Annotated in this window: 20 protein-coding genes; 10 read left to right on the forward strand and 10 right to left on the reverse strand. The window is 60.8% G+C overall.

Going from position 1 to position 19,573, the window contains the following annotated elements; translation table 11 throughout:
- Positions 1 to 9: 9 nt before the first annotated feature.
- Positions 10 to 804, forward strand: a complete 795-nt coding sequence (locus OU993_RS11090; protein ID WP_268157021.1) for a response regulator — start codon at positions 10 to 12, stop codon at positions 802 to 804.
- A 352-nt stretch (positions 805 to 1,156) separates the two neighbouring features.
- Positions 1,157 to 2,107: a sensor histidine kinase gene (locus tag OU993_RS11095; RefSeq protein ID WP_268157023.1), complete on the forward strand. Its 951-nt coding sequence runs from the start codon at positions 1,157 to 1,159 to the stop codon at positions 2,105 to 2,107.
- Positions 2,108 to 2,439: 332 nt separating this feature from the next.
- On the opposite strand, the gene OU993_RS11100 is transcribed toward OU993_RS11095, so the two are convergent.
- From OU993_RS11100 to OU993_RS11110, 3 genes are all read right to left on the reverse strand, one after another.
- Positions 2,440 to 3,360, reverse strand: coding sequence for an ABC transporter permease (locus tag OU993_RS11100; protein WP_268157025.1), 921 nt, complete (start codon positions 3,358 to 3,360; stop codon positions 2,440 to 2,442).
- The gene (locus OU993_RS11105) at positions 3,353 to 4,363 is read right to left on the reverse strand and encodes an ABC transporter permease (protein WP_268157028.1); all 1,011 of its coding nucleotides are present in this window, start codon (positions 4,361 to 4,363) and stop codon (positions 3,353 to 3,355) included. Before OU993_RS11105 ends, OU993_RS11100 begins: the two co-directional genes overlap by 8 nt.
- 76 nt (positions 4,364 to 4,439) lie before the next feature.
- Positions 4,440 to 6,143 carry a peptide ABC transporter substrate-binding protein gene (locus OU993_RS11110; RefSeq protein ID WP_268157030.1) on the reverse strand — a complete coding sequence of 568 codons (1,704 nt, stop codon included), beginning with the start codon at positions 6,141 to 6,143 and terminating at the stop codon, positions 4,440 to 4,442.
- A 307-nt stretch (positions 6,144 to 6,450) separates the two neighbouring features.
- Between OU993_RS11110 and OU993_RS11115 the strand changes: the two genes are divergently transcribed.
- From OU993_RS11115 to OU993_RS11125, 3 genes are all read left to right on the forward strand, one after another.
- The gene (locus OU993_RS11115; protein ID WP_268157031.1) at positions 6,451 to 7,614 is read left to right on the forward strand and encodes a M20 aminoacylase family protein; all 1,164 of its coding nucleotides are present in this window, start codon (positions 6,451 to 6,453) and stop codon (positions 7,612 to 7,614) included.
- Between the two features lie 30 nt (positions 7,615 to 7,644).
- Complete coding sequence (locus OU993_RS11120) at positions 7,645 to 9,492, forward strand: ABC transporter ATP-binding protein (RefSeq protein WP_268157032.1); 1,848 nt, start codon at positions 7,645 to 7,647, stop codon at positions 9,490 to 9,492.
- A gap of 147 nt (positions 9,493 to 9,639) precedes the next feature.
- Positions 9,640 to 10,386 (forward strand): sulfate transporter family protein, encoded by a 747-nt coding sequence (locus tag OU993_RS11125; protein ID WP_268157034.1) that lies wholly within the window; start codon positions 9,640 to 9,642, stop codon positions 10,384 to 10,386.
- Here the strand turns inward: OU993_RS11125 and nth are convergent.
- Positions 10,339 to 11,127: an endonuclease III gene (gene nth, locus OU993_RS11130; protein ID WP_268157036.1), complete on the reverse strand. Its 789-nt coding sequence runs from the start codon at positions 11,125 to 11,127 to the stop codon at positions 10,339 to 10,341. The two genes, OU993_RS11125 and nth, sit on opposite strands and share 48 nt — an antisense overlap.
- A gap of 25 nt (positions 11,128 to 11,152) precedes the next feature.
- Between nth and OU993_RS11135 the strand changes: the two genes are divergently transcribed.
- Positions 11,153 to 11,647 carry a DUF2244 domain-containing protein gene (locus OU993_RS11135; protein ID WP_268157037.1) on the forward strand — a complete coding sequence of 165 codons (495 nt, stop codon included), beginning with the start codon at positions 11,153 to 11,155 and terminating at the stop codon, positions 11,645 to 11,647.
- Positions 11,648 to 11,651: 4 nt separating this feature from the next.
- Here OU993_RS11135 and OU993_RS11140 read toward each other — a convergent pair whose 3' ends face one another.
- Positions 11,652 to 12,305 carry a uridine kinase gene (locus OU993_RS11140; protein WP_268157039.1) on the reverse strand — a complete coding sequence of 218 codons (654 nt, stop codon included), beginning with the start codon at positions 12,303 to 12,305 and terminating at the stop codon, positions 11,652 to 11,654.
- 142 nt (positions 12,306 to 12,447) lie between these two features.
- Between OU993_RS11140 and OU993_RS11145 the strand changes: the two genes are divergently transcribed.
- The 3 genes from OU993_RS11145 to OU993_RS11155 are packed head-to-tail and all read left to right on the forward strand — an operon-like array spanning position 12,448 to position 13,907.
- Positions 12,448 to 13,332, forward strand: coding sequence for a bifunctional helix-turn-helix domain-containing protein/methylated-DNA--[protein]-cysteine S-methyltransferase (locus OU993_RS11145; RefSeq protein WP_268157041.1), 885 nt, complete (start codon positions 12,448 to 12,450; stop codon positions 13,330 to 13,332).
- Between the two features lie 44 nt (positions 13,333 to 13,376).
- Entirely contained in the window at positions 13,377 to 13,613 is a 237-nt protein-coding gene (locus OU993_RS11150; protein WP_268157043.1) for a CopG family ribbon-helix-helix protein, read from the forward strand.
- A 6-nt stretch (positions 13,614 to 13,619) separates the two neighbouring features.
- Positions 13,620 to 13,907 (forward strand): type II toxin-antitoxin system RelE/ParE family toxin, encoded by a 288-nt coding sequence (locus OU993_RS11155; protein WP_268157044.1) that lies wholly within the window; start codon positions 13,620 to 13,622, stop codon positions 13,905 to 13,907.
- On the opposite strand, the gene OU993_RS11160 is transcribed toward OU993_RS11155, so the two are convergent.
- Positions 13,904 to 14,881, reverse strand: a complete 978-nt coding sequence (locus tag OU993_RS11160; RefSeq protein ID WP_268157046.1) for a sugar-binding transcriptional regulator — start codon at positions 14,879 to 14,881, stop codon at positions 13,904 to 13,906. The genes OU993_RS11155 and OU993_RS11160 overlap by 4 nt on opposite strands.
- A gap of 166 nt (positions 14,882 to 15,047) precedes the next feature.
- On the opposite strand from OU993_RS11160, the gene tal reads away from it, so the two are divergent.
- Positions 15,048 to 16,007 (forward strand): transaldolase, encoded by a 960-nt coding sequence (gene tal / locus OU993_RS11165; RefSeq protein ID WP_268157048.1) that lies wholly within the window; start codon positions 15,048 to 15,050, stop codon positions 16,005 to 16,007.
- 56 nt (positions 16,008 to 16,063) lie between these two features.
- Here the strand turns inward: tal and OU993_RS11170 are convergent, their stop codons facing one another.
- From OU993_RS11170 to OU993_RS11185, 4 genes are read right to left on the reverse strand one after another with little or no spacing between them, the layout of a single operon-like run.
- Positions 16,064 to 16,906 (reverse strand): metal ABC transporter permease, encoded by an 843-nt coding sequence (locus OU993_RS11170; RefSeq protein ID WP_268157050.1) that lies wholly within the window; start codon positions 16,904 to 16,906, stop codon positions 16,064 to 16,066.
- Entirely contained in the window at positions 16,903 to 17,763 is an 861-nt protein-coding gene (locus OU993_RS11175) for a metal ABC transporter permease (RefSeq protein ID WP_268157051.1), read from the reverse strand. Before OU993_RS11175 ends, OU993_RS11170 begins: the two co-directional genes overlap by 4 nt.
- Positions 17,744 to 18,652, reverse strand: a complete 909-nt coding sequence (locus OU993_RS11180; protein ID WP_442792907.1) for a manganese/iron ABC transporter ATP-binding protein — start codon at positions 18,650 to 18,652, stop codon at positions 17,744 to 17,746. The genes OU993_RS11175 and OU993_RS11180 overlap by 20 nt, the downstream gene beginning before the upstream one ends.
- A complete protein-coding gene (locus OU993_RS11185; protein WP_268157670.1) occupies positions 18,649 to 19,533 on the reverse strand; it encodes a metal ABC transporter substrate-binding protein in 885 nt (294 codons plus the stop codon). Before OU993_RS11185 ends, OU993_RS11180 begins: the two co-directional genes overlap by 4 nt.
- Positions 19,534 to 19,573: the final 40 nt, after the last annotated feature.

Raw genomic sequence — 19,573 nt, forward strand, 5'->3', positions numbered from 1 at the left:
AGATTCTGAATGTCACTTACCACACGCGTTGCGTCCCACCTTCCGTATCTGCGTCGATACGCTCGCGCGGTCACCGGCTCGCAGACCTCGGGAGACGCATATGTCGCTGCGGTCTTGGAAGCGTTGATTGCCGACGTTTCCATCTTTCCGGAAACATCCAAAGACCGTGTTTCGCTTTATAAACTCTTTGTCGCGATCTTCGGTTCCACCTCCATCGAGGTCCGTCCGATTGAATCCCCGTTTGCCTGGGAGCAGCGCGCCGTGGCCAACCTGGCCAACCTCCCGTCGCAGGCGCGGCATGCCTTTTTGCTGATCTCCGTCGAAGGTTTCACGCTTGAAGAGACGGCCGAGATCCTCGACGTCGATGTCGAGGAAGTGACCCGTCTTCTGGACGAGGCCTCCCGCGAGATTTCAAGACAGGTCGCCACCGACATCATGATCATCGAAGACGAGCCGCTGATCGCGCTCGACATCGAGCAGATGGTGCAGGATCTCGGCCATCGGGTGACCGGCATTGCCCGCACCCATAAGGAAGCGGTCAGCCTGTTCAACAGCTCGGGCCCGAAGATGGTTCTGGCCGATATCCAGCTCGCCGATGGCAGCTCGGGCATTGATGCCGTCAACGAGATCCTGAAGACGTCCAGCGTACCGGTCATCTTCATCACGGCCTTCCCGGAGCGCCTGTTGACCGGCGAGCGTCCGGAACCGGCCTTCCTCGTCACCAAGCCGTTCAACCCGGACATGGTGAAGGCGCTCATCAGTCAGGCACTGTTCTTCAACGAGGCGGTGAAGGCTGCGGCCTAAAGGCCTGCGTCCATGCCGTCCTGTGAGGGAACATCTTTGGCAGGCTTGTCGTTGGAGGCCGCAAGAAGCGTGATGCGTCACGCTGCTGATCGGACCTAGGAGAAGGGGCAGGCGCTTTCGCCTTCCTCCCTTGCCTTTACGAGGTCAGCAGGCGGCGTCTGGCGTTTCCAGCAAAATGCGCGGTGCCGGGTTGTTTAGAGGGTATGCCGACCCTATAAAGGTCTCAAGCTACCTCGTTTGCTCGTCGGCAGCGCGCACAATTCGGTCATCGAAAGGCGGAGTGTATTTCTTGTCGCATCAGCTGACATGGCAACAGGCTGGTGAGGGTGACGACAAGTTGCGTGATTTTTTCATGCCAGCTCTCGTTGATCTCGGCGCAAGTGTCATCATCCAGGATTTTGATAGGAACTATCTCTTCGTGACCAACCTGCCCGTCATCTGGGCAGGCGGCTTGTCCGAGCGACCGGATGATCTCTCGCTTTTCGGAGGAGAGATTGCGGAGCGCCTGGCGGTGCTGAAGGGCGGCCTCATCAAAAACGGCCAGAAGGGTCACATCGAGTTCAGCGTTGGTTCCGAAGAGGTCTATGAGTTCCGTATCCAGGCACTCGAGATCGACGGCCAGGGTCTCTACCTGGTTACCACCATCGTCGATCGGTCGGAAGAGCGCCACCGGGAGCGGCTGCTGCGGGCGCTTCTGCGGGAAGTCAGCCATCGTTCGAAAAACCTGCTGGCCATTATCCAAAGCATCGCGCTGCAGACGGCGCGTTATTCCGTCACGCTCGACATGTTCCTCAACAAGTTCCGCGGCCGGCTTTATTCCCTGTCGCAGTCGCAGGACCTGATCACCGATTCCAGCTGGCGCGGCGCGTATTTCTACGAACTGGTGCGGCAGCAAACCGAAAAATACCTGCCGGAGAATGCTCACCTCGTGCGCATCAGTGGCGACAACGTGCTTCTGACGCCGAATGCCTCGCTGCATCTGGGGCTCGCCCTGCACGAACTGATTGTCAATGCCGTCAGCCACGGCTCGCTCGTCAGGAGTGGCCGGGCCATTGCCGTCACCTGTCACCGCATGCAGGTGAACGGACAGGATTCACTCGAAATCCGTTGGGACGAAGGTCTGCCGAGAGCCGAGGGCGGGCTGGAGAGCGGGCAGACGGAAGAATCGCTGAAAGCGAATTTCGGCAGCACCGTGCTGGAGCGGGTCGTGCCGGCTTCCGTCAATGGCAAGGCGCGGTATCACATCACGCCGGATCGCATCAGCTACAGCCTCGTCTTCCCCATCGATCACATCTCAGAATAATCCGCCGGCGATTTCCTGCCGGCGTGGCTCATTCTGTCAATGGTGTCTGGCTTCGACATCCGTCAGCCTTGAATGGCTGCGGACACAAAAAAACGGTCTCGATTTCCGGAGAAATCGAGACCGTTGGTCTCTTCGAGGGGGATGAAGAGTTATCTGGAAGCTTTGAAGGGCGGGGGACGGGGGCGCTTCCAGATATCATAAGAACGAGCGGCAGCAACTTTGGTTCCGCAGCCGTCGAAAAAAGATTCGGATTTTTTTGAACGTGATTTCCGACCGTATGGCGGCAAACGTGTCCCCGCAGTTTTGCCGCGGGGACACGAGAGGAAGTTTGATCAGCGTGTCATGCTTCTCGGATCGAGCGCATCACGGACGGCGTCGCCGACATAGTTGACGCTGAGGACCGTCAGGGAGATCGCAAGGCCGGGCCAGAGCACGCGCGATGGCGTGATCTGCAGGAAGTTTGCGCCGTCGAAGAGCAGGCGTCCCCAGGTCGGGAAGTCCGACGGGAAACCGAGGCCGAGGAAGCTCAGCGCCGATTCCGTGATGATCGCGGAGGCAATGCCGAGCGTTGCCGAGACCATGATCGAGGAGAGCACGTTCGGCAGGATGTGCCTGAGCACGATCCGGTATTCCCGCATCCCGCTGCTCTGGGCGGCGGTGATGAACTCCTGGCTTTTGACGGCCAGCACGTCGCCACGCACGATGCGGGCGGTGTGCATCCAGCTGGTGACGCCGATCACGAAGACGATCAGGATGAAGATCCCCGTTTCCGGACCGAAGGCGGCGCGCAGCGTATCGCGAAACAGCATGATGATCACGAGCAGCAGCGGTAGCAGCGGCAGCGCCAGGAACAGGTCCGTCAGGCGCATCAGCGGGCCGTCGAGCCGGCGGAAATAACCGGACATGACCCCGACCAGGGTTCCGAGGAACAGCGAGAGCAGCATGGCCGTCATGCCGACGGCAAGCGAGATCTGTCCGCCGGCCATGACCTGCGCCAACATATCGTGGCCGAGATTGTCCGTGCCGAAGGGGTGGGCGAAGGAGGGGCCCTGGTTCTTGGCACGGATGTCGATCTTGTTCGGGTCGATCGTGTGGATGAAGGGCCCGACGAAAACGATCAGCAGGATGGCGATGAAGATGGCAAGCCCCGCAACGCCGCCCTTGTGCCGGCGGAATTTTCGCCAGAACAGCATTGCCGGGGTTTCCGCCTCGGCCTTTTTGATCGCAGCAGCGGTCATGGTCGCATCAGTCATAACGGATCCTCGGGTCCAGGATGCCGTAAAGAACGTCGGCAATCAGGTTGAAGAGCACGATCAGCACCGCGAAGATGAAGGTGAGCGTCTGGACGAGCGGGATGTCAGCGCCCTGGACGGCGGTGATCAGCAATTGCCCGAGCCCGTTCACCCGGAAGATCTGTTCGGTGATTATGGCGCCGGAAAAGATGGTCGGCACGCCAAGCGCGATCACGGTGACCACCGGGATGAGGCTGTTGCGCAGGACGTGCACCAGAAGCACGACCTTTTCCTTGACGCCCTTGGCGCGAGCGGTGCGCACATAATCCTGGCTCAGGTTGTCGAGCATTGAAGCGCGGACGAAACGGGCGATCTGCGAGGCATTGTAGAGCGCAAGAACGGTGACGGGCAGGATCATCTGCTTCACCTGCGCCACGAAGCTCGACCAGTCGTTGACCACGAGGTTCGTGTCATAGATCGAGGGGAACCACTGGAGATAAGAGGAGAAGATGACGATCAGCACCACGCCGGTGAAGAAGGTCGGAACCGAATACCCCACCATGGTGACGAAGGTGCCGATCTGGTCGAAGATCGAATACTGGCGATAGGCCGAGATCACGCCGACCGGAATGGCGATCAGGATGCCAAAGACATAGGCCATGCCCACCACCCACAGCGTTTGCGGCAGGCGCTGGACGATCAAGTCGACAACCGGGCTGCGGGTCGCCCAGGACAGAACCCGCATGCGCTCTCCATCACCGATGGTGATGCCGAAGAGCTGCTCGATGATGTTGAGCGGTTCGTTGACGAAGAACTGTTTCAGCCACAGCAGGTAACGGATCAGGAAGGGCTGGTCGAGGCCCATGGAGGCGCGGATCTGCTCACGCACTTCCGGGGGAATGGTCAGCGGCAGGTCGCCAAGCGGGTCGTTCGGCGCAAGGTCGAGCAGCGCAAAGATGACGAAACTTATCACAAGCAGCGTCGGTACGGCGAACATCAGTCGCCGGATCGTATAGGTGAACATCAAGGGGTCTCCGGGCGGTCGCCGAGAAGCAAATGCCGGCCCCGCACGGGTTTCGTGCGGGACCGGCGTTCAGGGATTACTTCTTGCGGGACCAGTCTGCGACATTCCACAGTTCGGAATCCCAGGCATTCATCTTCACGCCGACGAGCGTGGCGGAATGCGAGGAGATCTGGCCGCGGTGGATGAGCGGAATGTGCGCGCCTTCGGCGGTCAGCATGTCGTTCGCCTTGATGGCGAGTTCGGCACGCTTCTTCAGATCGGCCGTCTTGGAGAGTTCGGCGACGATCTTGTCATAGTCCGGGTTGCAGTAACGCGGAATGTTCTGGCCCTGCCAGCCATTGGCGGGCGACGGGATCTTGTCGCACAGCCATTCTGCCAGGTACTTTTCCGGGTCCGTGCCGTCGAAGTTGTTGGTGTACATTTCCAGATCGGCATAGAACTTCTGGAAGGTGTCCGGGCTTGCCGGGTCGCCACCGAAGAAGACCGAAGCCGAGACGTTGCGCAGTTCGGAGGCAACGCCGATCTGCTGCCACCAATCCTTGACGAGAGCCTGGGTGCCCTGGCGGACGGAGTTGGTCGAGGTCTGGTAGAGGAAGGAAAGCTTCACGCCGTCCTTGGCGCGAATGCCATCGCTGCCCTTTTTCCAGCCGGCTTCATCGAGAAGCTTGTTGGCGCCTTCGATATCCTGCTTCAGGCACCAGTCATTGGTGGTGGAGATATAGGCGTCCGGAGCCGGAACGATGTTGCAGGTCGGCTTGCCCGCTTCGCCGTAACCGGCTTCATTGATGATGTCGCGGTCGATCGCCATCGACAGGGCCTTGCGCACGGCCGGATCGGAAAGAGCCGGATGTTTGCCGCCTTCGACCGTCGAGCGCTTGTCGCCAAGCTTCGGATCGGGGTTGGTCCAGTTGACGTTGATACGTTCGACCTGGGTGCCGAACGAATTGACGAGCACACCCTTGCCGGCCTTCAGCATGGTGGCGAGCACTTCCGGCTCGACCTGCATGTTCCAGCCGTAGTCGTATTCGCCGGTTTCCAGAACGGCGCGTGCCGCAGAAGCAGCATCGCCGCCGCCCTTCAGCGTCACGCTGGCAAAGGCCGGCTTGGTAGCATCGCGGAAGTTCGGGTTGGCGGTGAAGGTGATCACGTCGTTCGGCTTGAATTCCTTGACGACGAACGGACCCGTGCCGATCGGGCCGAAGTTGGCCGAGGTGCAGCCCGGTGCCTTGGCGCCGACGCAATCCTTGAACTGCGCCTTCTGGATGATCGGCTGCTGGGCGCCGACGAAAGCGCCGTAGGGGTAATATTTCGGCTCGCTGAAGGTCACCTTCACCGTCTGCTTGTCAACGGCTTCGACATTGGTGATGCCTTCGAACTGGGCCTTTTGTGCGCAGCCGCCATCGGGCGCCGTGCAATACTGCCAGGTGAAGACGACATCTTCAGCGGTGAAATCAGAGCCGTCGGACCACTTGACGCCCGGCTTCAGCTTCCAGGTGATGCTCTTCATGTCCTTGGCGACGCCGCCATTGTCGACGGTCGGGATTTCGGTCACGAGCCACGGCACGAGTGCACCCGTCTCGTCGTAACGCGCCAGCGGCTCGATGACCATGGAGGAGCTGTAGACCTCCTTGGTGCCGCCGGACAGATACGGATTGAGGGTGGAAACGGCCTGCCAGAACAGGATCTTCAGATCGCCGTCAGTACCACGCTGAGCATGCGCTGCACCCGACATCGCCAAAGCGGCAACGGTGCCCGCCAGCAGGATTTTGAACTTTCTCATGCTTTTCCCCTTGAGAGACGTATTTTGCGTTTCGGCCAGCACGGCCATGGTCGCCAGACCACATCGCCACTCTCACTGTTTCCTCCCAGTAAAGTGGCGAATTCCCTTAAATCTTGCTCCTCGAACGGCAGCCAGCGGACCACTCTTTTTGGCGGTTCCGGCATGGGATGAACAAATTTTAAGCCATCTAAGCACAGGCCTATTTTGCGTTCAAGAACGAAAATTGAAGCTTGCAAAAACCGCCAGTGGCGGCGCAATATCCCGCCCAACCATAAGGGAAACAGCTGAAATCTAAGAGGTTGCATCAATGCCAGTACTCAATCGCGCCGCTGAAATGCAGGACGAAGTGGCCGCGTGGAGGCGCTATCTGCATGAAAATCCGGAACTTCTCTACGATGTCCACAACACGGCCGCCTTCGTTGCCGAAAAACTGAAGGCCTTCGGTTGCGACGTCGTGGAAACCGGCATCGGCAAGACGGGTGTCGTCGGCCTGATCAAGGGCTCGCTGGGTGACGGCCCGGTCATCGGCATGCGGGCGGACATGGACGCGCTGCCGATCCTGGAAGATACCGGTAAGCCCTGGTCGTCCAAGGCGCCCGGCAAGGCGCATTCCTGCGGCCATGACGGTCACACCGCCATGCTGCTCGGGGCGGCGCAATATCTGTGCGAGACCCGCCGTTTTGCCGGCGCCGTTGCGGTGATTTTCCAGCCCGCCGAAGAGGGCGGCGGCGGTGGCCTTGCCATGGTGCAGGACGGCATGATGGAAAAGTTCGGCATCAAGGAAGTTTACGGCATGCACAATGCGCCGGGCCTCGCGCTTGGCGATTTCTCGCTGCGCAAGGGCGGCTTGATGGCGGCGGCCGACAGTTTCGACATCATCATCAAGGGCAAGGGCAGCCATGCCGCCCAGCCGCATCTTTCCGTCGATCCGGTGCTGACGTCTGCGCATGTGATCATCGCGCTGCAGTCGATTGCCTCGCGCGAGACCGACCCGCTGAAATCCGTCGTCGTTTCGGTCACCACGACGCATGGCGGCGACGCCTATAACGTCATCCCGATGGAGGTAAAGCTGACCGGTACGGTGCGTACGCTCGATCCGGAGATCCGCGAAATGGCTGCCAAGCGGCTCGTCGAAGTGGCGCAGGGCACCGCGCTCGCCCACGGCGCGGTCGCCGAAGTGCATTATCACCGCGGTTATCCGGTGACGGTCAATCATCCGGAACAGACCGATTTTGCCGCTTCCGTTGCAGCCAAGGTGGTGGGCGATACCCGGGTCGAAACGAATGCACCGCCGAAGATGGGCGCGGAAGATTTCTCCTACATGCTGGAAGCCCGGCCCGGCGCCTTCATTTTCCTGGGGGTCGGTGCGACTGCCAACCTGCATCACCCGGCCTATGACTTCAACGACGAAGCCATTCCCTATGGCATCAGCTATTGGGTCAACCTCGCGGAAACCGCGCTCGCGGCCTGACCCGACAGCGATAGACCTAAGGAGAATCCCATGCTTCTTTCCGCCACGCTTTCGGAACAGACAGGGGGTGCAGTCACCCCGGTCCTGTCGGTTGAGAACCTGACCACGTCCTTCCGTGTCAACGGCGAATGGAAATCGGTCGTCCGCAACATGAGCTTCTCGATCACCCCGCGCGAAACGGTGGCGATCGTCGGTGAATCCGGTTCTGGCAAGAGCGTCACCTCGCTCTCGATCATGCGGCTTCTGCCGAAGACCACCAGCCGCATCGAAGGCAAGGTCATCCTCGGGGGCCGTGACCTTGTGTCCCTGCCGGAAGAGCAGATGCGTCAGGTGCGCGGCAACGACATCTCGATGATCTTCCAGGAGCCGATGACGAGCCTCAACCCGATCTTCCCGATCGGCAAGCAGATCGCCGAGGCGCTCACCGTGCACCAGAACATCTCCGCCGCCGAGGCCAAGGCCGAGGTGCTGCGGCTGCTGGAGAAGGTGCGTATTCCGAACGCCAAGGGTCGGTTCGACGAATATCCGCACCAGTTTTCCGGCGGCATGCGCCAGCGCGTGATGATCGCCATGGCGCTCGCCTCCAAACCGAAGCTTCTGATCGCCGACGAACCGACAACCGCACTCGACGTGACGATCCAGGGCCAGATCCTCGATCTGATCAAGGAGTTGCAGGACGAGGAGGGCATGTCCGTTCTCTTCATCACGCATGACATGGGTGTGGTGGCGGAGATTGCCGACCGCACGATCGTGATGTTCCGTGGCGAACAGGTGGAGACCGGCGAAACTGGCGACATCTTCCATCGCGGCCAGCATCCTTATACGCGGGCACTTCTGGCGGCCGTGCCGCGCCTTGGCTCGATGCAGGACCGCAAGCTGCCGCTGCGCTTCCCGATTATCGATGTCGAATCCGGCGAGGCGCAGGCGCTCGAGGAGGTGACCGATACGGTGGCCAAGGGCAAGACGCCGATCCTGGACGTGAAGGATCTGACGACCCGCTTTGCCATCCGCACCGGCATTTTCGGTCGGCAGACAGGCGCCGTACATGCGGTGGAGAATGTGTCCTTCCAGCTGTTCGAGGGCGAAACGCTGTCGCTGGTCGGCGAATCCGGTTGCGGCAAGTCCACGACCGGTCGCTCGGTGACGCGGCTGGTGCAGCCCAATAGCGGCAAGGTGACGCTCGACGGCTATGACGTGATGAACCTCGACCGATCGACGCTGCGCACCATGCGCCGCTCGATCCAGATGGTGTTCCAGGATCCCTTCGCCAGCCTCAACCCGCGCATGAGCGTCGGTTCGGCGGTGATGGAACCCTTCATCGAACACAATCTCGGCACGAAAAAACAGGCAAAGGAAAAGGCAGCCGATCTTCTGGCCAAGGTGGGTCTGTCGCCGGACATGATGCGGCGTTATCCGCACGAATTCTCCGGCGGCCAGCGCCAGCGCATCGCGATTGCCCGCGCCCTGATGCTCGACCCGAAGGTGATCGTCGCCGACGAGGCGGTGTCTGCGCTCGACGTATCGATCAAGGCGCAGGTCTGCAACCTGATGCTCGACCTGCAGCAGAGCCTCAATCTGGCCTATCTCTTCATCAGCCATGACATGGCCGTGGTGGAGCGGGTGAGCCACCGGGTGGCGGTAATGTATCTCGGCGAAATCGTCGAGATCGGCCCGCGCGCGGCTGTGTTCGACAATCCGCAGCATTCCTATACGAGGAAGCTGATGGCCGCCGTTCCCGTGCCGGACCCGTCACGCCGGCGGATCAAACGCAATCTGGCGACCGACGAGATCAAGAGCCCGGTGCGCCCCGCCGGCTACGTGCCACCGGTGCGCCAGTATCGCGAAGTCTCGCCGGGGCACCTGGTGCAGGCGGAATAGTCTGAGGCCCTTCTGGAGTGTCCAAAGCCGCCGGCCGCAAGGCTGGCGGCTTTTCCGTTTCATCGTGCAGCAAGGCTGGCCGTGTCTTGTGAGCGGTGCCGTCCTCACCTACATCCTGCTTTAAACACCACGGAGGCCGGACCTTTCATGATCCTTGATGCTGCGCGTCAGTCGCTGACCAATCTGTTTGCGCCGGAAACGCGCTCGGTCTTCTGGAAGGTGCTGGGATTGACGATCCTGGTGCTGATCGGCCTGTGGTTTGTCCTGCGTGGCGTCTTCATCGGTTATCTCTGGCCCTATGTCGCCGATCTTCTGCCGAGCGTGCCGGATTGGGCGGGCTGGCTGGGCTTTGTTTTTGCCATCATCGCCGGCATCGGGCTCGCACTCGGGCTTGCACTGCTGATTGCGCCGGTCACCGCGCTGATCGCCGGCCTGTTTCTCGATGATGTGGCCGAGGTGGTGGAAAAACGCGATTACCCCGCCGATCCGCCGGGTGTCGCCATGCCCATGGCGCGCGCCATGCTGGAATCGGTTCAGTTTTTGGGTGTGGTCATCATCGGCAACGTGATCGCGCTGTTGCTGCTTCTGGTGCCGGGCGTCAACCTCATCGCCTTCTTCCTGGTGAACGGCTACCTGCTGGGGCGCGAATTCTTCGAGTTCGCCGCCATGCGCTTCCGATCGTCGCAGGAGGCCAAGGCGTTTCGCCAGAAACATCGCGGCACGGTGTTCCTCGCCGGCCTGCTGATTGCCGGTTTCCTCGCCATTCCTTTCGTCAACCTTCTGACGCCGTTGTTTGCCGCAGGCCTAATGGTGCATCTGCACAAGGCGATCAGCGCGCGGGATCCGTCATTCGCGCTCGGCGAGGGCATCCGCGCCAATCATCTGCGCGGGTAGTTCTTTGAGCGGCGCCGGCACGTCGCAGGTCTTTGCCGGGTAGCGACAGAGATCGGCGATGATGCAGTGTTCGCATTCCGGCTTGCGGGCCTTGCAGGTGTAGCGACCGTGCAGGATCAGCCAGTGATGGGCGTGAAAGAGATACTCCTTCGGGATAACCCGCAGCAGGTTTTCCTCCACCGCATCCGGCGTGGTGCCCGGTGCCATCTTCAGACGGTTGGCGATGCGAAAGACGTGAGTATCCACCGCGAGCGTCGGGATGCCGAAGGCCATGGACATGACCACGTTGGCGGTCTTGCGCCCGACGCCCGGAAGCCGGATGAGCTCTTCGCGCGTCTTCGGGACCTCGCCGCCAAACTCGTCGATCAGCATTTTCGACAGTGCGATTACGTTCTTGGCCTTGTTGCGATAAAGCCCAATCGTCTTGATGTGTTCGATGACGCCCTCTTCACCGAGCGCCAGCATCTTGTCCGGTGTATCGGCGATCTGGAACAGCTTGCGGGTTGCGCGGTTCACGCCGACATCGGTCGCCTGGGCCGACAGCGCGACTGCCACCACCAGGGTGAACGGGTTCACATGCTCCAACTCGCCCTTCGGCTCCGGGCGCTGGATCGAAAAGCGGCGGAAGATCTCTACCATCTCCGCCTTGCTATAGACGCTGCGGGCATGCCTGCGGCTTCTCGCCGCGCCATTTGACTTTTGTGAGCTTTGCATGTGGGATTGCGTTTTATCAGTTGCCATATGCACTTCTATGACAAGCCACAGGATGGAAGGCAACGTGGAGAAGGATCTTGAGCCGCCGGTTTTTGCCGCCGAACTGACGCCCTACCGGTCGTTGGGGCGAAAGGGCTTTCATGTGCTTCTGGCTCTCACCGGCATCTTCTGCCTGCTGCATGCCGCTTTCTTTCTCACGACCGGCGCCTGGCCGATCGTCTTCTTCTTCGGCCTCGATTTTCTTCTGCTTTGGGGCGCCTTCTGGCTGAACTACCGGTCGGGGCGCGCCAGGGAGGAAGTGACGGTGTCGCGCACCGACGTGTCGATCCGCAAGTTCTCACCGGCGGGCCGCATGGTGGAGCATCATTTCAACCCTTTCTGGGCTCGTTTTCGTGTGCGCCGGCACCAGGAGTTCGGCATCACTTCGATGGTTGTCACCGGCGAGGGACGGCTGACCGATGTCGGCTCCTTCCTCAATCCGGACGACCGGGAGAGTTTTGCCAAGGCGTTCCGTGGGGCGCTGGCGACGGTGAAGCAGCGGATTTGAGCGATTAGAGACGGTCTTCCGTGAGAGCAGGACGCTGGAAGTTCGAATTGTCGATCACAAAGGTCGCATGGTCCTGCGGGCTGCAGGTTGAAAGGTAAATCTCCTGCCCCTTCAGATAACGTTTGTTCTCGGGCGCTTGCGGATCGGGATTTGATCCATCTCGATGCGCCATGCGGGCGTAGGTGACGCTGAATGGGACGGTGAGATAGAGGCTTACATCCCACATGTCCCGTAGCTCGGGTCGATGAAGGAATATCCCATCAAGGATGAGAATGGCTCTTGGTGTTGTAATTTGCCGTCTCGGGGTTGAGGTTCTTGCATTGGTGCGGTGATCAAAGAATGTGACCGCTATTGAAGATGCGCCGCTCTTGAACGGCTCAAGCAGTTCCTGCCTGAGGGCCGGGTAGTTGTAGGAATCCTGGAAAAATCCCTGCGGCGATGTTTTCCCCTGTCGATAGCGGACTTCACGTTCATTATGAAAATCATCGATACTTGCTCTGATGATTTCCCATCCGTTGTTTTCCATGTGGAGTGCTAGGTGGTCGGCCAGATGTGACTTGCCGGCGCCATCGACTCCATCCACTGCGACCACCGTGCGTGTATGCGCGACAGCAATGATCCGTCCTGCGAGACCGGCCAACAGTGTATCTTTCGTCACCGCTCTCTCCGATAAGAGGCTTTCTTTCAATGTTACTCAGGGTGGCCACAGAGGTTCTACGAGGTGACCGCCGAAGGAGCAAGAATCGGGTGGCATCTCTGGACGCATCATGGGAGATTTTCCGCACCACGAGGATCTGCCCATGAATGCCTTCACACCCGCGCCAGATTGCGCGACCGATATCACGCCGGACGGCGAGGATTATGCCATCGTCAGCCGAGTGATCGAACTGATCACGCTCGATTACCGCGACCAGCCCTCTCTGGAGAGGATCGCCACCGAAATCGGCCAGTCGCCGACCCAATTGCAGAAGGTGTTTACCCGCTGGGCGGGCCTGTCACCCAAGGCCTTCCTGCAGGCGGTGACCCTCGACCATGCCAAGCGGCTTCTGGGTGACGAACAGCTGCCGCTTCTCGAAACGGCTTATGAGATCGGTCTCTCCGGCCCGGGCCGCCTGCACGATCTTTTCGTCACGCATGAGGCGATGAGCCCCGGCGAATGGAAGGCGAAGGGTGGTGGGCTGACGATCCGCTACGGCTTCCACCCATCTCCCTTCGGGCTTGCGCTGGTGATGGCGACCGATCGCGGTCTGGCAGGCCTTGCCTTTGCCGATGACGAGGGTGGCCGCGAGTCCTGTTTCGAGGACATGGCGAAACGCTGGCCGAATGCCGAGTATGTGGCCGATCAGCAGGCGACGGCGCCTTATGTGGCCCGCATCTTCGATCCCGGTCGCTGGTCCTCGCAGGAGCCGCTGCGCGTCGTGCTGATCGGTTCGGATTTCCAGGTGCGCGTCTGGCAGAGCCTGTTGAAGATCCCCTTCGGCAAGGCGGTCACCTATTCCGACGTGGCGCGCGACATCGGCCAGCCGACGGCAAGCCGCGCCGTGGGTGCTGCCATCGGCCGCAACCCCATCTCCTTTGTTGTGCCTTGCCACCGGGCGCTCGGCAAAAGCGGCGCGCTGACCGGCTATCACTGGGGGCTGACCCGCAAGCGCGCCATTCTCGGCTGGGAGGCGGGGAGAGTGTGAGGCACGATATTGGCGTGTCTCGGAGAATGTGAGAGACTGCATCCATGAGAAGCAGCATCGAACTTTCAGAAGATCTCGACCGTCGTCTGGAGCGTCTTTCGGCGCGGAGCCAGCGTTCCCGCAGTGCCATCATTGAGGATGCTCTGTCCCACGGTCGGTCACTGGACTGGCAGGAGCGATGGATTGCCGGCGTCCAGGCTGGCCTTGCGGATGCCGATGAAGGGAAGTTCGCAACGGAAGCCGAAATCGCGGATGTTCTCAACAAGTACGGCCCTGCGTGAGGCGCTGTGAAACTCGTTTGGACCATGCGTTATCTGAACGAGCTTGAGGCCATCGGAGACTATGTCGCGCAACATGATAGAAGGGCTGCGGCACGGCTGACAAAAACGATCCATCAGAAGACAGCGTCGCTGCTTACGTCGAATCCATTTCTCGGTCGTGCCGGAGAGATCGACGGCACCCGGGAGCTTGTGATTTCCGGCACGTCCTATGTGGTCGCCTATCGGGTGCGCGAGGATATCGTTGAAGTCCTGTTCGTGCAGCATGGTGCCCGGCAATGGCCCGATGAGGTTTAGCCTACCAGCCGCAACAACTCCCGCGCCGCACTTTCATCGGTGATCAGCGTGTTGCAGCCGATGCGGCGGATGGTGGCGCGGATCGCCTCTGCCCGGTGTGCGCCGCCGGAGGAGAGCACGATGTGTCTGGCCTTTTTCAGTGTGTCGAGATCGATGGACATGACCCGCTCGTTGATCGGGTGATCGATCGTGCGGCCCTCGGCATCGAGAAAGTTGAACATGGTGTCGCAGACGCAGCCGCGCTCCACCAGTTCGGACAGCGTCTCATGGCTGATGAAGCCCTCCGACAGCGAGGTGGAGTGCGGGCCGATATCGCCGCAGGAAACGATGGCGAGATCGAGATTTTCCGCCAGATCGTAGAGTGTCTTCAGGCCGCATTCATCGATCAGCGCCCTTTTGGTGGCGACGGAATCGACCAGCAAAGGTGCCAGAAACATATAACATTCGGCGCCAAGCTGGCTTGCCAGCCGCCACGTGTAGTCGATCGGGTTCGTCTGGTGTACGGCGACGATGCCGCCGAGCAGGGACACCACCTTGCAGTTCTGCCGCCGCGGCGGGCGAAACCCGGAAAGGGAGGCGGTCATGGTGCGGCCCCAGCCGACGCCGATCGTCATATCGTCGGTCACCACCTCGGTCAGGAACTGGCCCAGCGCCAGGCCTACCGCCTTGGCAATTGCAGCGGCGTCCTCGCTTGCCGGTGAGGGCACAACGACCGCCTCATCCAGACCAAACGCCTTTTCGAGCTGCACTGCGAGCGCGACGCAATCCTCAATGCCTTCGCTGATCCAGATCTGCACCTCGGCGCGCTTCACCGCTTCGTCCAGCATGCGGATGACCGTGGACCGGCTGATGCCGAGCTTTTCCGCCACATCCTTTTGCGTCAGGCCCTGATTGTAATAGAGCCAGGCCGCCCTCAGGCGCAGGGAGGCTGCTTCGGAATAGGCGATATGGGTTTCGCGTCTGAGCTTCGCCAAGGCGCATGCATCCTCGTTTTCGATGGGGATACTATCGAGAGCCATGGAACAAATGTCAAATGTGATCGGCAAATGTCCTTGACATTCGCGCGGGCGCGCGCAGATATGATGGATAACGGAGGATGAAACCATCTTCCTTCTGCCAGAACCCTTGAGGAAATTCCGCATGGCCTCCAAGCTTGAACAATTGCGTTCCATGACCACGGTCGTGGCCGATACCGGTGATATCGAGGCGGTTGCACGCCTGAAGCCGGTGGATTGCACCACCAATCCGACCATCGTCCTGAAGGCGCTCGGCACGCCCGTCTTTGCCGACCGGGTCAAGGAAGCCGTTACCTGGGGCAAAAGCCAGAATGGGTCTTCCGAAGCGGTGGTTGCCGCCGTTGCCGACCGTCTGGCGATCTCCGTCGGTGCAGCGCTCGCCGAGCTCGTGCCGGGCCGTGTATCGACGGAAGTGGATGCCGACCTCTCCTTCGATACCGAAGCCTCGATCACCAAGGCACGCGGCATCATCGCCGCCTACAAGGAGCGCGGCATTGAGCGCGACCGCATCCTGATCAAGCTCGCCTCCACCTGGGAAGGCATCAAGGCCGCCGAAGTGCTGCAGACGGAAGGCATAGACTGCAACCTGACGCTGCTCTTCTCCAAGGCCCAGGCGATTGCCTGCGCTGACGCCAAGGCGTTCCTCATCTCGCCCTTCGTCGGCCGTATCCTCGACTGGTACAAGAAGTCCACTGGTCAGGACTATACGTCCGAAACAGATCCGGGCGTCATCTCGGTGCGGCAGATTTATAACTATTACAAGGCGAACGGCATCAGCACGATCGTCATGGGCGCCTCCTTCCGCAATGCCGGCGAGATCGAAGCGCTGGCCGGCTGCGACCGCCTGACGATCAGCCCGGCGCTGCTCGACGAACTGGACAAGGCCGAAGGCACGCTGGAGCGCAAGCTCTCGCCCGACAACATCACCGAAGATCCGTTCCAGCCGATCGACGAGAAGACCTTCCGCTGGATGCTCAACGAAGACGCCATGGCGACGGAAAAGCTGTCCGAAGGCATCCGCGCCTTCGCCAAGGATCTCGTGGCACTGCGCACCATGGTGACGAAGGAACTGGCTGCCGCCTGACCTCCGCGACAGTCACGCATGAGAAAACGGCTCGCTCGAATAGAGCGGGCCGTTTTTTATGCTGTCGGCGTGGCGGCCTTTGCCTGCAGAGTCGTCCTGATGAAAGCGAGCAGAAATACCGCTGTCATCAAAAGCACGATTGTCGGTGCCGGGGCGCTGTCGATGAAGAAGCTGAGATAGATGCCAAAAAGGCTGCAGCCGGTGGCGATGGCGATTGCGGTCAGCAGCATGGCGTGAAACCGGCGGGTCAGCAGGAAGGCGATTGCGCCGGGGGCGACCAGGAAGGCGACCGAGAGGATGATGCCGATGGCGGTGAGGGCTCCGACGACGGTCAGCGAGAGCACCGCCAGCAGACCGTAATGCAGGAGGCGCACCGGCAGGCCGATGGCCTTCGCGTGCTGGGCGTCGAAGGCGTGCAGCAGAAGATCCTTGCGCAGGATGCCGAGGAAGAGGGTGGCTGCGAGCGCGATCAGCCCGGTCTCGATCAAATCCTGCGGTGCAATGCCCAGCATGTCGCCGAACAGGATATGGTCGAGATGGACGTCGCTTTGAACCGCCACGAACATCACCAGCCCAAGGCCGAACATGCCGGAAAAGACGATGCCGAGCACCGTGTCTTCCTTGATACGGCTGTTTTCCTTCAAATATCCGGTGGCAAGTGCGCAGGCGAGGCCGGCCAGGAAAGCGCCGAGGCTGAGCGGCAGTGAGAGCATGTAGGCGAGCACGACGCCCGGCAGCACGGCATGCGAAACCGCATCCCCCATCAGCGACCAGCCCTTCAGCACCAGCAGACAGGAGAGCATCGCCATCGGCACCGCGATCATCAGCGTCACCAGGAAGGCGTTCTGCATGAAGGGTAGCTGGAAAGGGAGAGCCAGCAGTTGCAGGGTTTCGCTCATGTCGGCTCCTCCAGGGCTTGCGCACGGCGTCGCTTCGCCGCCAGCAGCCCATGTTTGGGGGCGAACACAAACGCGATCAGGAAGATCAAGGTCTGCAGCACGACGATAATGCCGCCGGTCGCGCCGTTGAGGAAATAGCTCAGATAGGCGCCGGAGAAACTCGTGGCCGCACCGATGCCGGCGGCCATCACGATCAGGCGCTCGAAACGATCGGTGAGCAGATAGGCCGTCGCGCCGGGGGTGACGACCATGGCGACCACGAGGAAGGCGCCCACCGTCTGCAGTGCCGCGACGGTGGAGGCGGCAAGCAGCGTGAAGAACACGGCCTTCAAAAGGTCGGGTCTGAGGCCGATGGTGCGGGCATGGTTTTCGTCGAAAAAGGCGACCATCAGGTCCTTCCATTTCAGCGCCAGCACGACAAGGCTGATGCCGCCGATCAGCACCAGCTGCAGCGTATCCTCCGGCGTGATCGCCAGAATATTGCCGAGCACGATGGTCTGGATGTTCACCGAGGTCGGCGAGAGCGAGACCATGAACAGGCCAAGGCCGAAGAAAGAGGTGAAGATCAGCCCGATGATCGCATCTTCCTTCAGTCTGGTGCGCTGGTTGAGGAAGAGCATGGCGCCGGCGGCCAGTCCGCCGGAGAGAAAGGCGCCGAGCGCGAAGGGCAAGCCCAGCATGTAGGCACCGGCCACACCCGGCACGATGGCATGCGAGAGAGCGTCGCCGATCAGTGACCAGCCTTTCAGCATCAGATAGGCGGAGAGAAAACCGCAGACGCAGCCGACAAGCGTGCTGACCCAGATGGCGTTCAGCATGTAACCGTAGGTGAAGGGCTCAAGAAGCATCGGGAGCATCGACCTTTTCCCGCGGCTTCGGCGTCAGACTGCCGGATGTGCCGTCGCCATAGGTGACGAAGGGGCGTTCGTCATCGGTGATCACCCGGACATGTCGGGTGTCGTCATCATCATGCAGATCGGCGCCACCGAGGATGAAGTGGCGCAAAACGCCGCCGAAGGCCTTTTCCAGGTTCTGTTCGTTGAACGTGTCTTCCGTGCGGCCATGGGCAATCACGGTGCCCTTGACGAAGACGGTGCGATCGCAGAAATCCGGCACGCTTCCAAGGTTGTGGGTCGAGACGAGCATCACGCGGCCCTCATCGCGCAGGGCCTTCAAAAGCGCGATGATCTGTTCTTCGGTGGTTACATCGACGCCGGTAAAGGGCTCGTCCAGCAGGATCACCTGGCCTTCCTGGGCAAGTGCCCGGGCGAGAAACACGCGTTTGCGTTGGCCGCCGGACAGTTCGCCGATCTGGCGTTTGCGGAAGGCTTCCATGTTCACCCGGCGCAGTGCCTCGGTCACCATCTGCTGGTCACGGCGGGAGGGAATGCGCAGGAAATTCATGTGGCCGTAACGGCCCATCATCACCACGTCTTCGACCAGCACCGGAAAATTCCAGTCCACCTCCTCGGCCTGCGGTACGTAGGCGACCAGGTTTTTCCGGAGCGCCTCGCGGGCGGGCAACCCCAGGATTTCCACGGAGCCGCCGGACAGCGGCACGAAACCCATGACCGCCTTGAAGAGTGTCGATTTGCCGGCGCCGTTGACACCGACCAGCGCGGTGATCGTCCCCTTCGGGATCGTGAAACTCGCATGCTTCAGGGCGGTGTGGCCATTGCGGTAGGAGACGGTCACGTCCTCCACCTTCAGGCCTTCGGGCTGCGGTTTCACCTTTCCCATCATCATTCTGCCAGTCCCTTTGCGATCGTCTGGGTCGTGACCTTCAACAGATCCAGATACGTGGGAACAGGGCCATCCGGATCGCTGAGACTGTCGACATAGAGGATGCCGCCGTATTTGGCGCCGGTTTCGCGGGCCACCTGTTTGGCAGGATCGGGCGACACGGTGCTTTCGGAGAAGATGACGTTCACCTGGTTGGCACGCATGGCATCGATCACCGCCTTCACCTGCTGCGGTGTGCCCTGGCTGTCGGCATTCACCGGCCAGAGGTAGAGTTCCTTCAGACCGAAATCGCGGGCGAGGTAAGAGAAGGCGCCCTCGCTCGTCACCAGCCAGCGATGGTTCTCCGGCAGCGTCGCCAGCAGGTCACGGATCGGCTGGACCGTCGCCTTGATCTTGTCGGAATAGGTCTTCGCATTTGCGGCATAGGTGTCGGCGTGGGCAGGATCGATCGCGGTCAGCGCCTTGCGGATGTTTTCCACGTAGATCAGACCGTTCGTGGGCGACATCCAGGCATGTGGGTTCGGTTTTCCTTCATAGGCGCCGCCGGCAATCGCCATCGGCTCCACGCCCTCCGACACGGTCACGCTTGGCACCTTGCCCATGTTGGCGAGGAATTTTTCGAACCATTGCTCCAGGTTAAGCCCGTTTCGCAGAACGAGATCGGCATCACGCGCGCGCAAGATGTCGCGCGGGGTGGGCTGGTAATTGTGGATCTCGGCGCCGGGTTTGGTGATGCTTTCCACCTCTGCGGCGTCGCCTGCGACATTTTTCGCCATGTCGGCAATGATGGTGAAGGTGGTGACGACCTTGGGTTTGTCGGCAGCCGAGGCCGGCGAACCGGCAAGGCCGAAGGCGCAAAGGGTAAGGGCAGCAAGCAGGCGCATTCGCACGGAATTTATCCTCTATTGCAACTCATTCGCAATC

The organism is Rhizobium sp. SL86, assembly GCF_026672545.1.
Classification (GTDB): domain Bacteria; phylum Pseudomonadota; class Alphaproteobacteria; order Rhizobiales; family Rhizobiaceae; genus Neorhizobium.

Bases quoted from the DNA above. Each gene is read 5' to 3' on its own strand.
- OU993_RS11135 (WP_268157037.1), top strand. From the start codon at position 11,153: ATGGAAGGCAACGTGGAGAAGGATCTTGAGCCGCCGGTTTTTGCCGCC.
- OU993_RS11170 (WP_268157050.1), bottom strand. From the start codon at position 16,906: ATGAGCGAAACCCTGCAACTGCTGGCTCTCCCTTTCCAGCTACCCTTC.
- OU993_RS11105 (WP_268157028.1), bottom strand. From the start codon at position 4,363: ATGTTCACCTATACGATCCGGCGACTGATGTTCGCCGTACCGACGCTG.
- OU993_RS11090 (WP_268157021.1), top strand. From the start codon at position 10: ATGTCACTTACCACACGCGTTGCGTCCCACCTTCCGTATCTGCGTCGA.
- OU993_RS11110 (WP_268157030.1), bottom strand. From the start codon at position 6,143: ATGAGAAAGTTCAAAATCCTGCTGGCGGGCACCGTTGCCGCTTTGGCG.
- OU993_RS11120 (WP_268157032.1), top strand. From the start codon at position 7,645: ATGCTTCTTTCCGCCACGCTTTCGGAACAGACAGGGGGTGCAGTCACC.
- OU993_RS11145 (WP_268157041.1), top strand. From the start codon at position 12,448: ATGAATGCCTTCACACCCGCGCCAGATTGCGCGACCGATATCACGCCG.
- OU993_RS11185 (WP_268157670.1), bottom strand. From the start codon at position 19,533: ATGCGCCTGCTTGCTGCCCTTACCCTTTGCGCCTTCGGCCTTGCCGGT.
- tal (WP_268157048.1), top strand. From the start codon at position 15,048: ATGGCCTCCAAGCTTGAACAATTGCGTTCCATGACCACGGTCGTGGCC.
- OU993_RS11150 (WP_268157043.1), top strand. From the start codon at position 13,377: ATGAGAAGCAGCATCGAACTTTCAGAAGATCTCGACCGTCGTCTGGAG.
- OU993_RS11125 (WP_268157034.1), top strand. From the start codon at position 9,640: ATGATCCTTGATGCTGCGCGTCAGTCGCTGACCAATCTGTTTGCGCCG.
- OU993_RS11180 (WP_442792907.1), bottom strand. From the start codon at position 18,652: ATGATGATGGGAAAGGTGAAACCGCAGCCCGAAGGCCTGAAGGTGGAG.
- OU993_RS11100 (WP_268157025.1), bottom strand. From the start codon at position 3,360: ATGACTGATGCGACCATGACCGCTGCTGCGATCAAAAAGGCCGAGGCG.
- OU993_RS11175 (WP_268157051.1), bottom strand. From the start codon at position 17,763: ATGCTCCCGATGCTTCTTGAGCCCTTCACCTACGGTTACATGCTGAAC.
- OU993_RS11095 (WP_268157023.1), top strand. From the start codon at position 1,157: ATGCCAGCTCTCGTTGATCTCGGCGCAAGTGTCATCATCCAGGATTTT.
- OU993_RS11115 (WP_268157031.1), top strand. From the start codon at position 6,451: ATGCCAGTACTCAATCGCGCCGCTGAAATGCAGGACGAAGTGGCCGCG.
- nth (WP_268157036.1), bottom strand. From the start codon at position 11,127: ATGGCAACTGATAAAACGCAATCCCACATGCAAAGCTCACAAAAGTCA.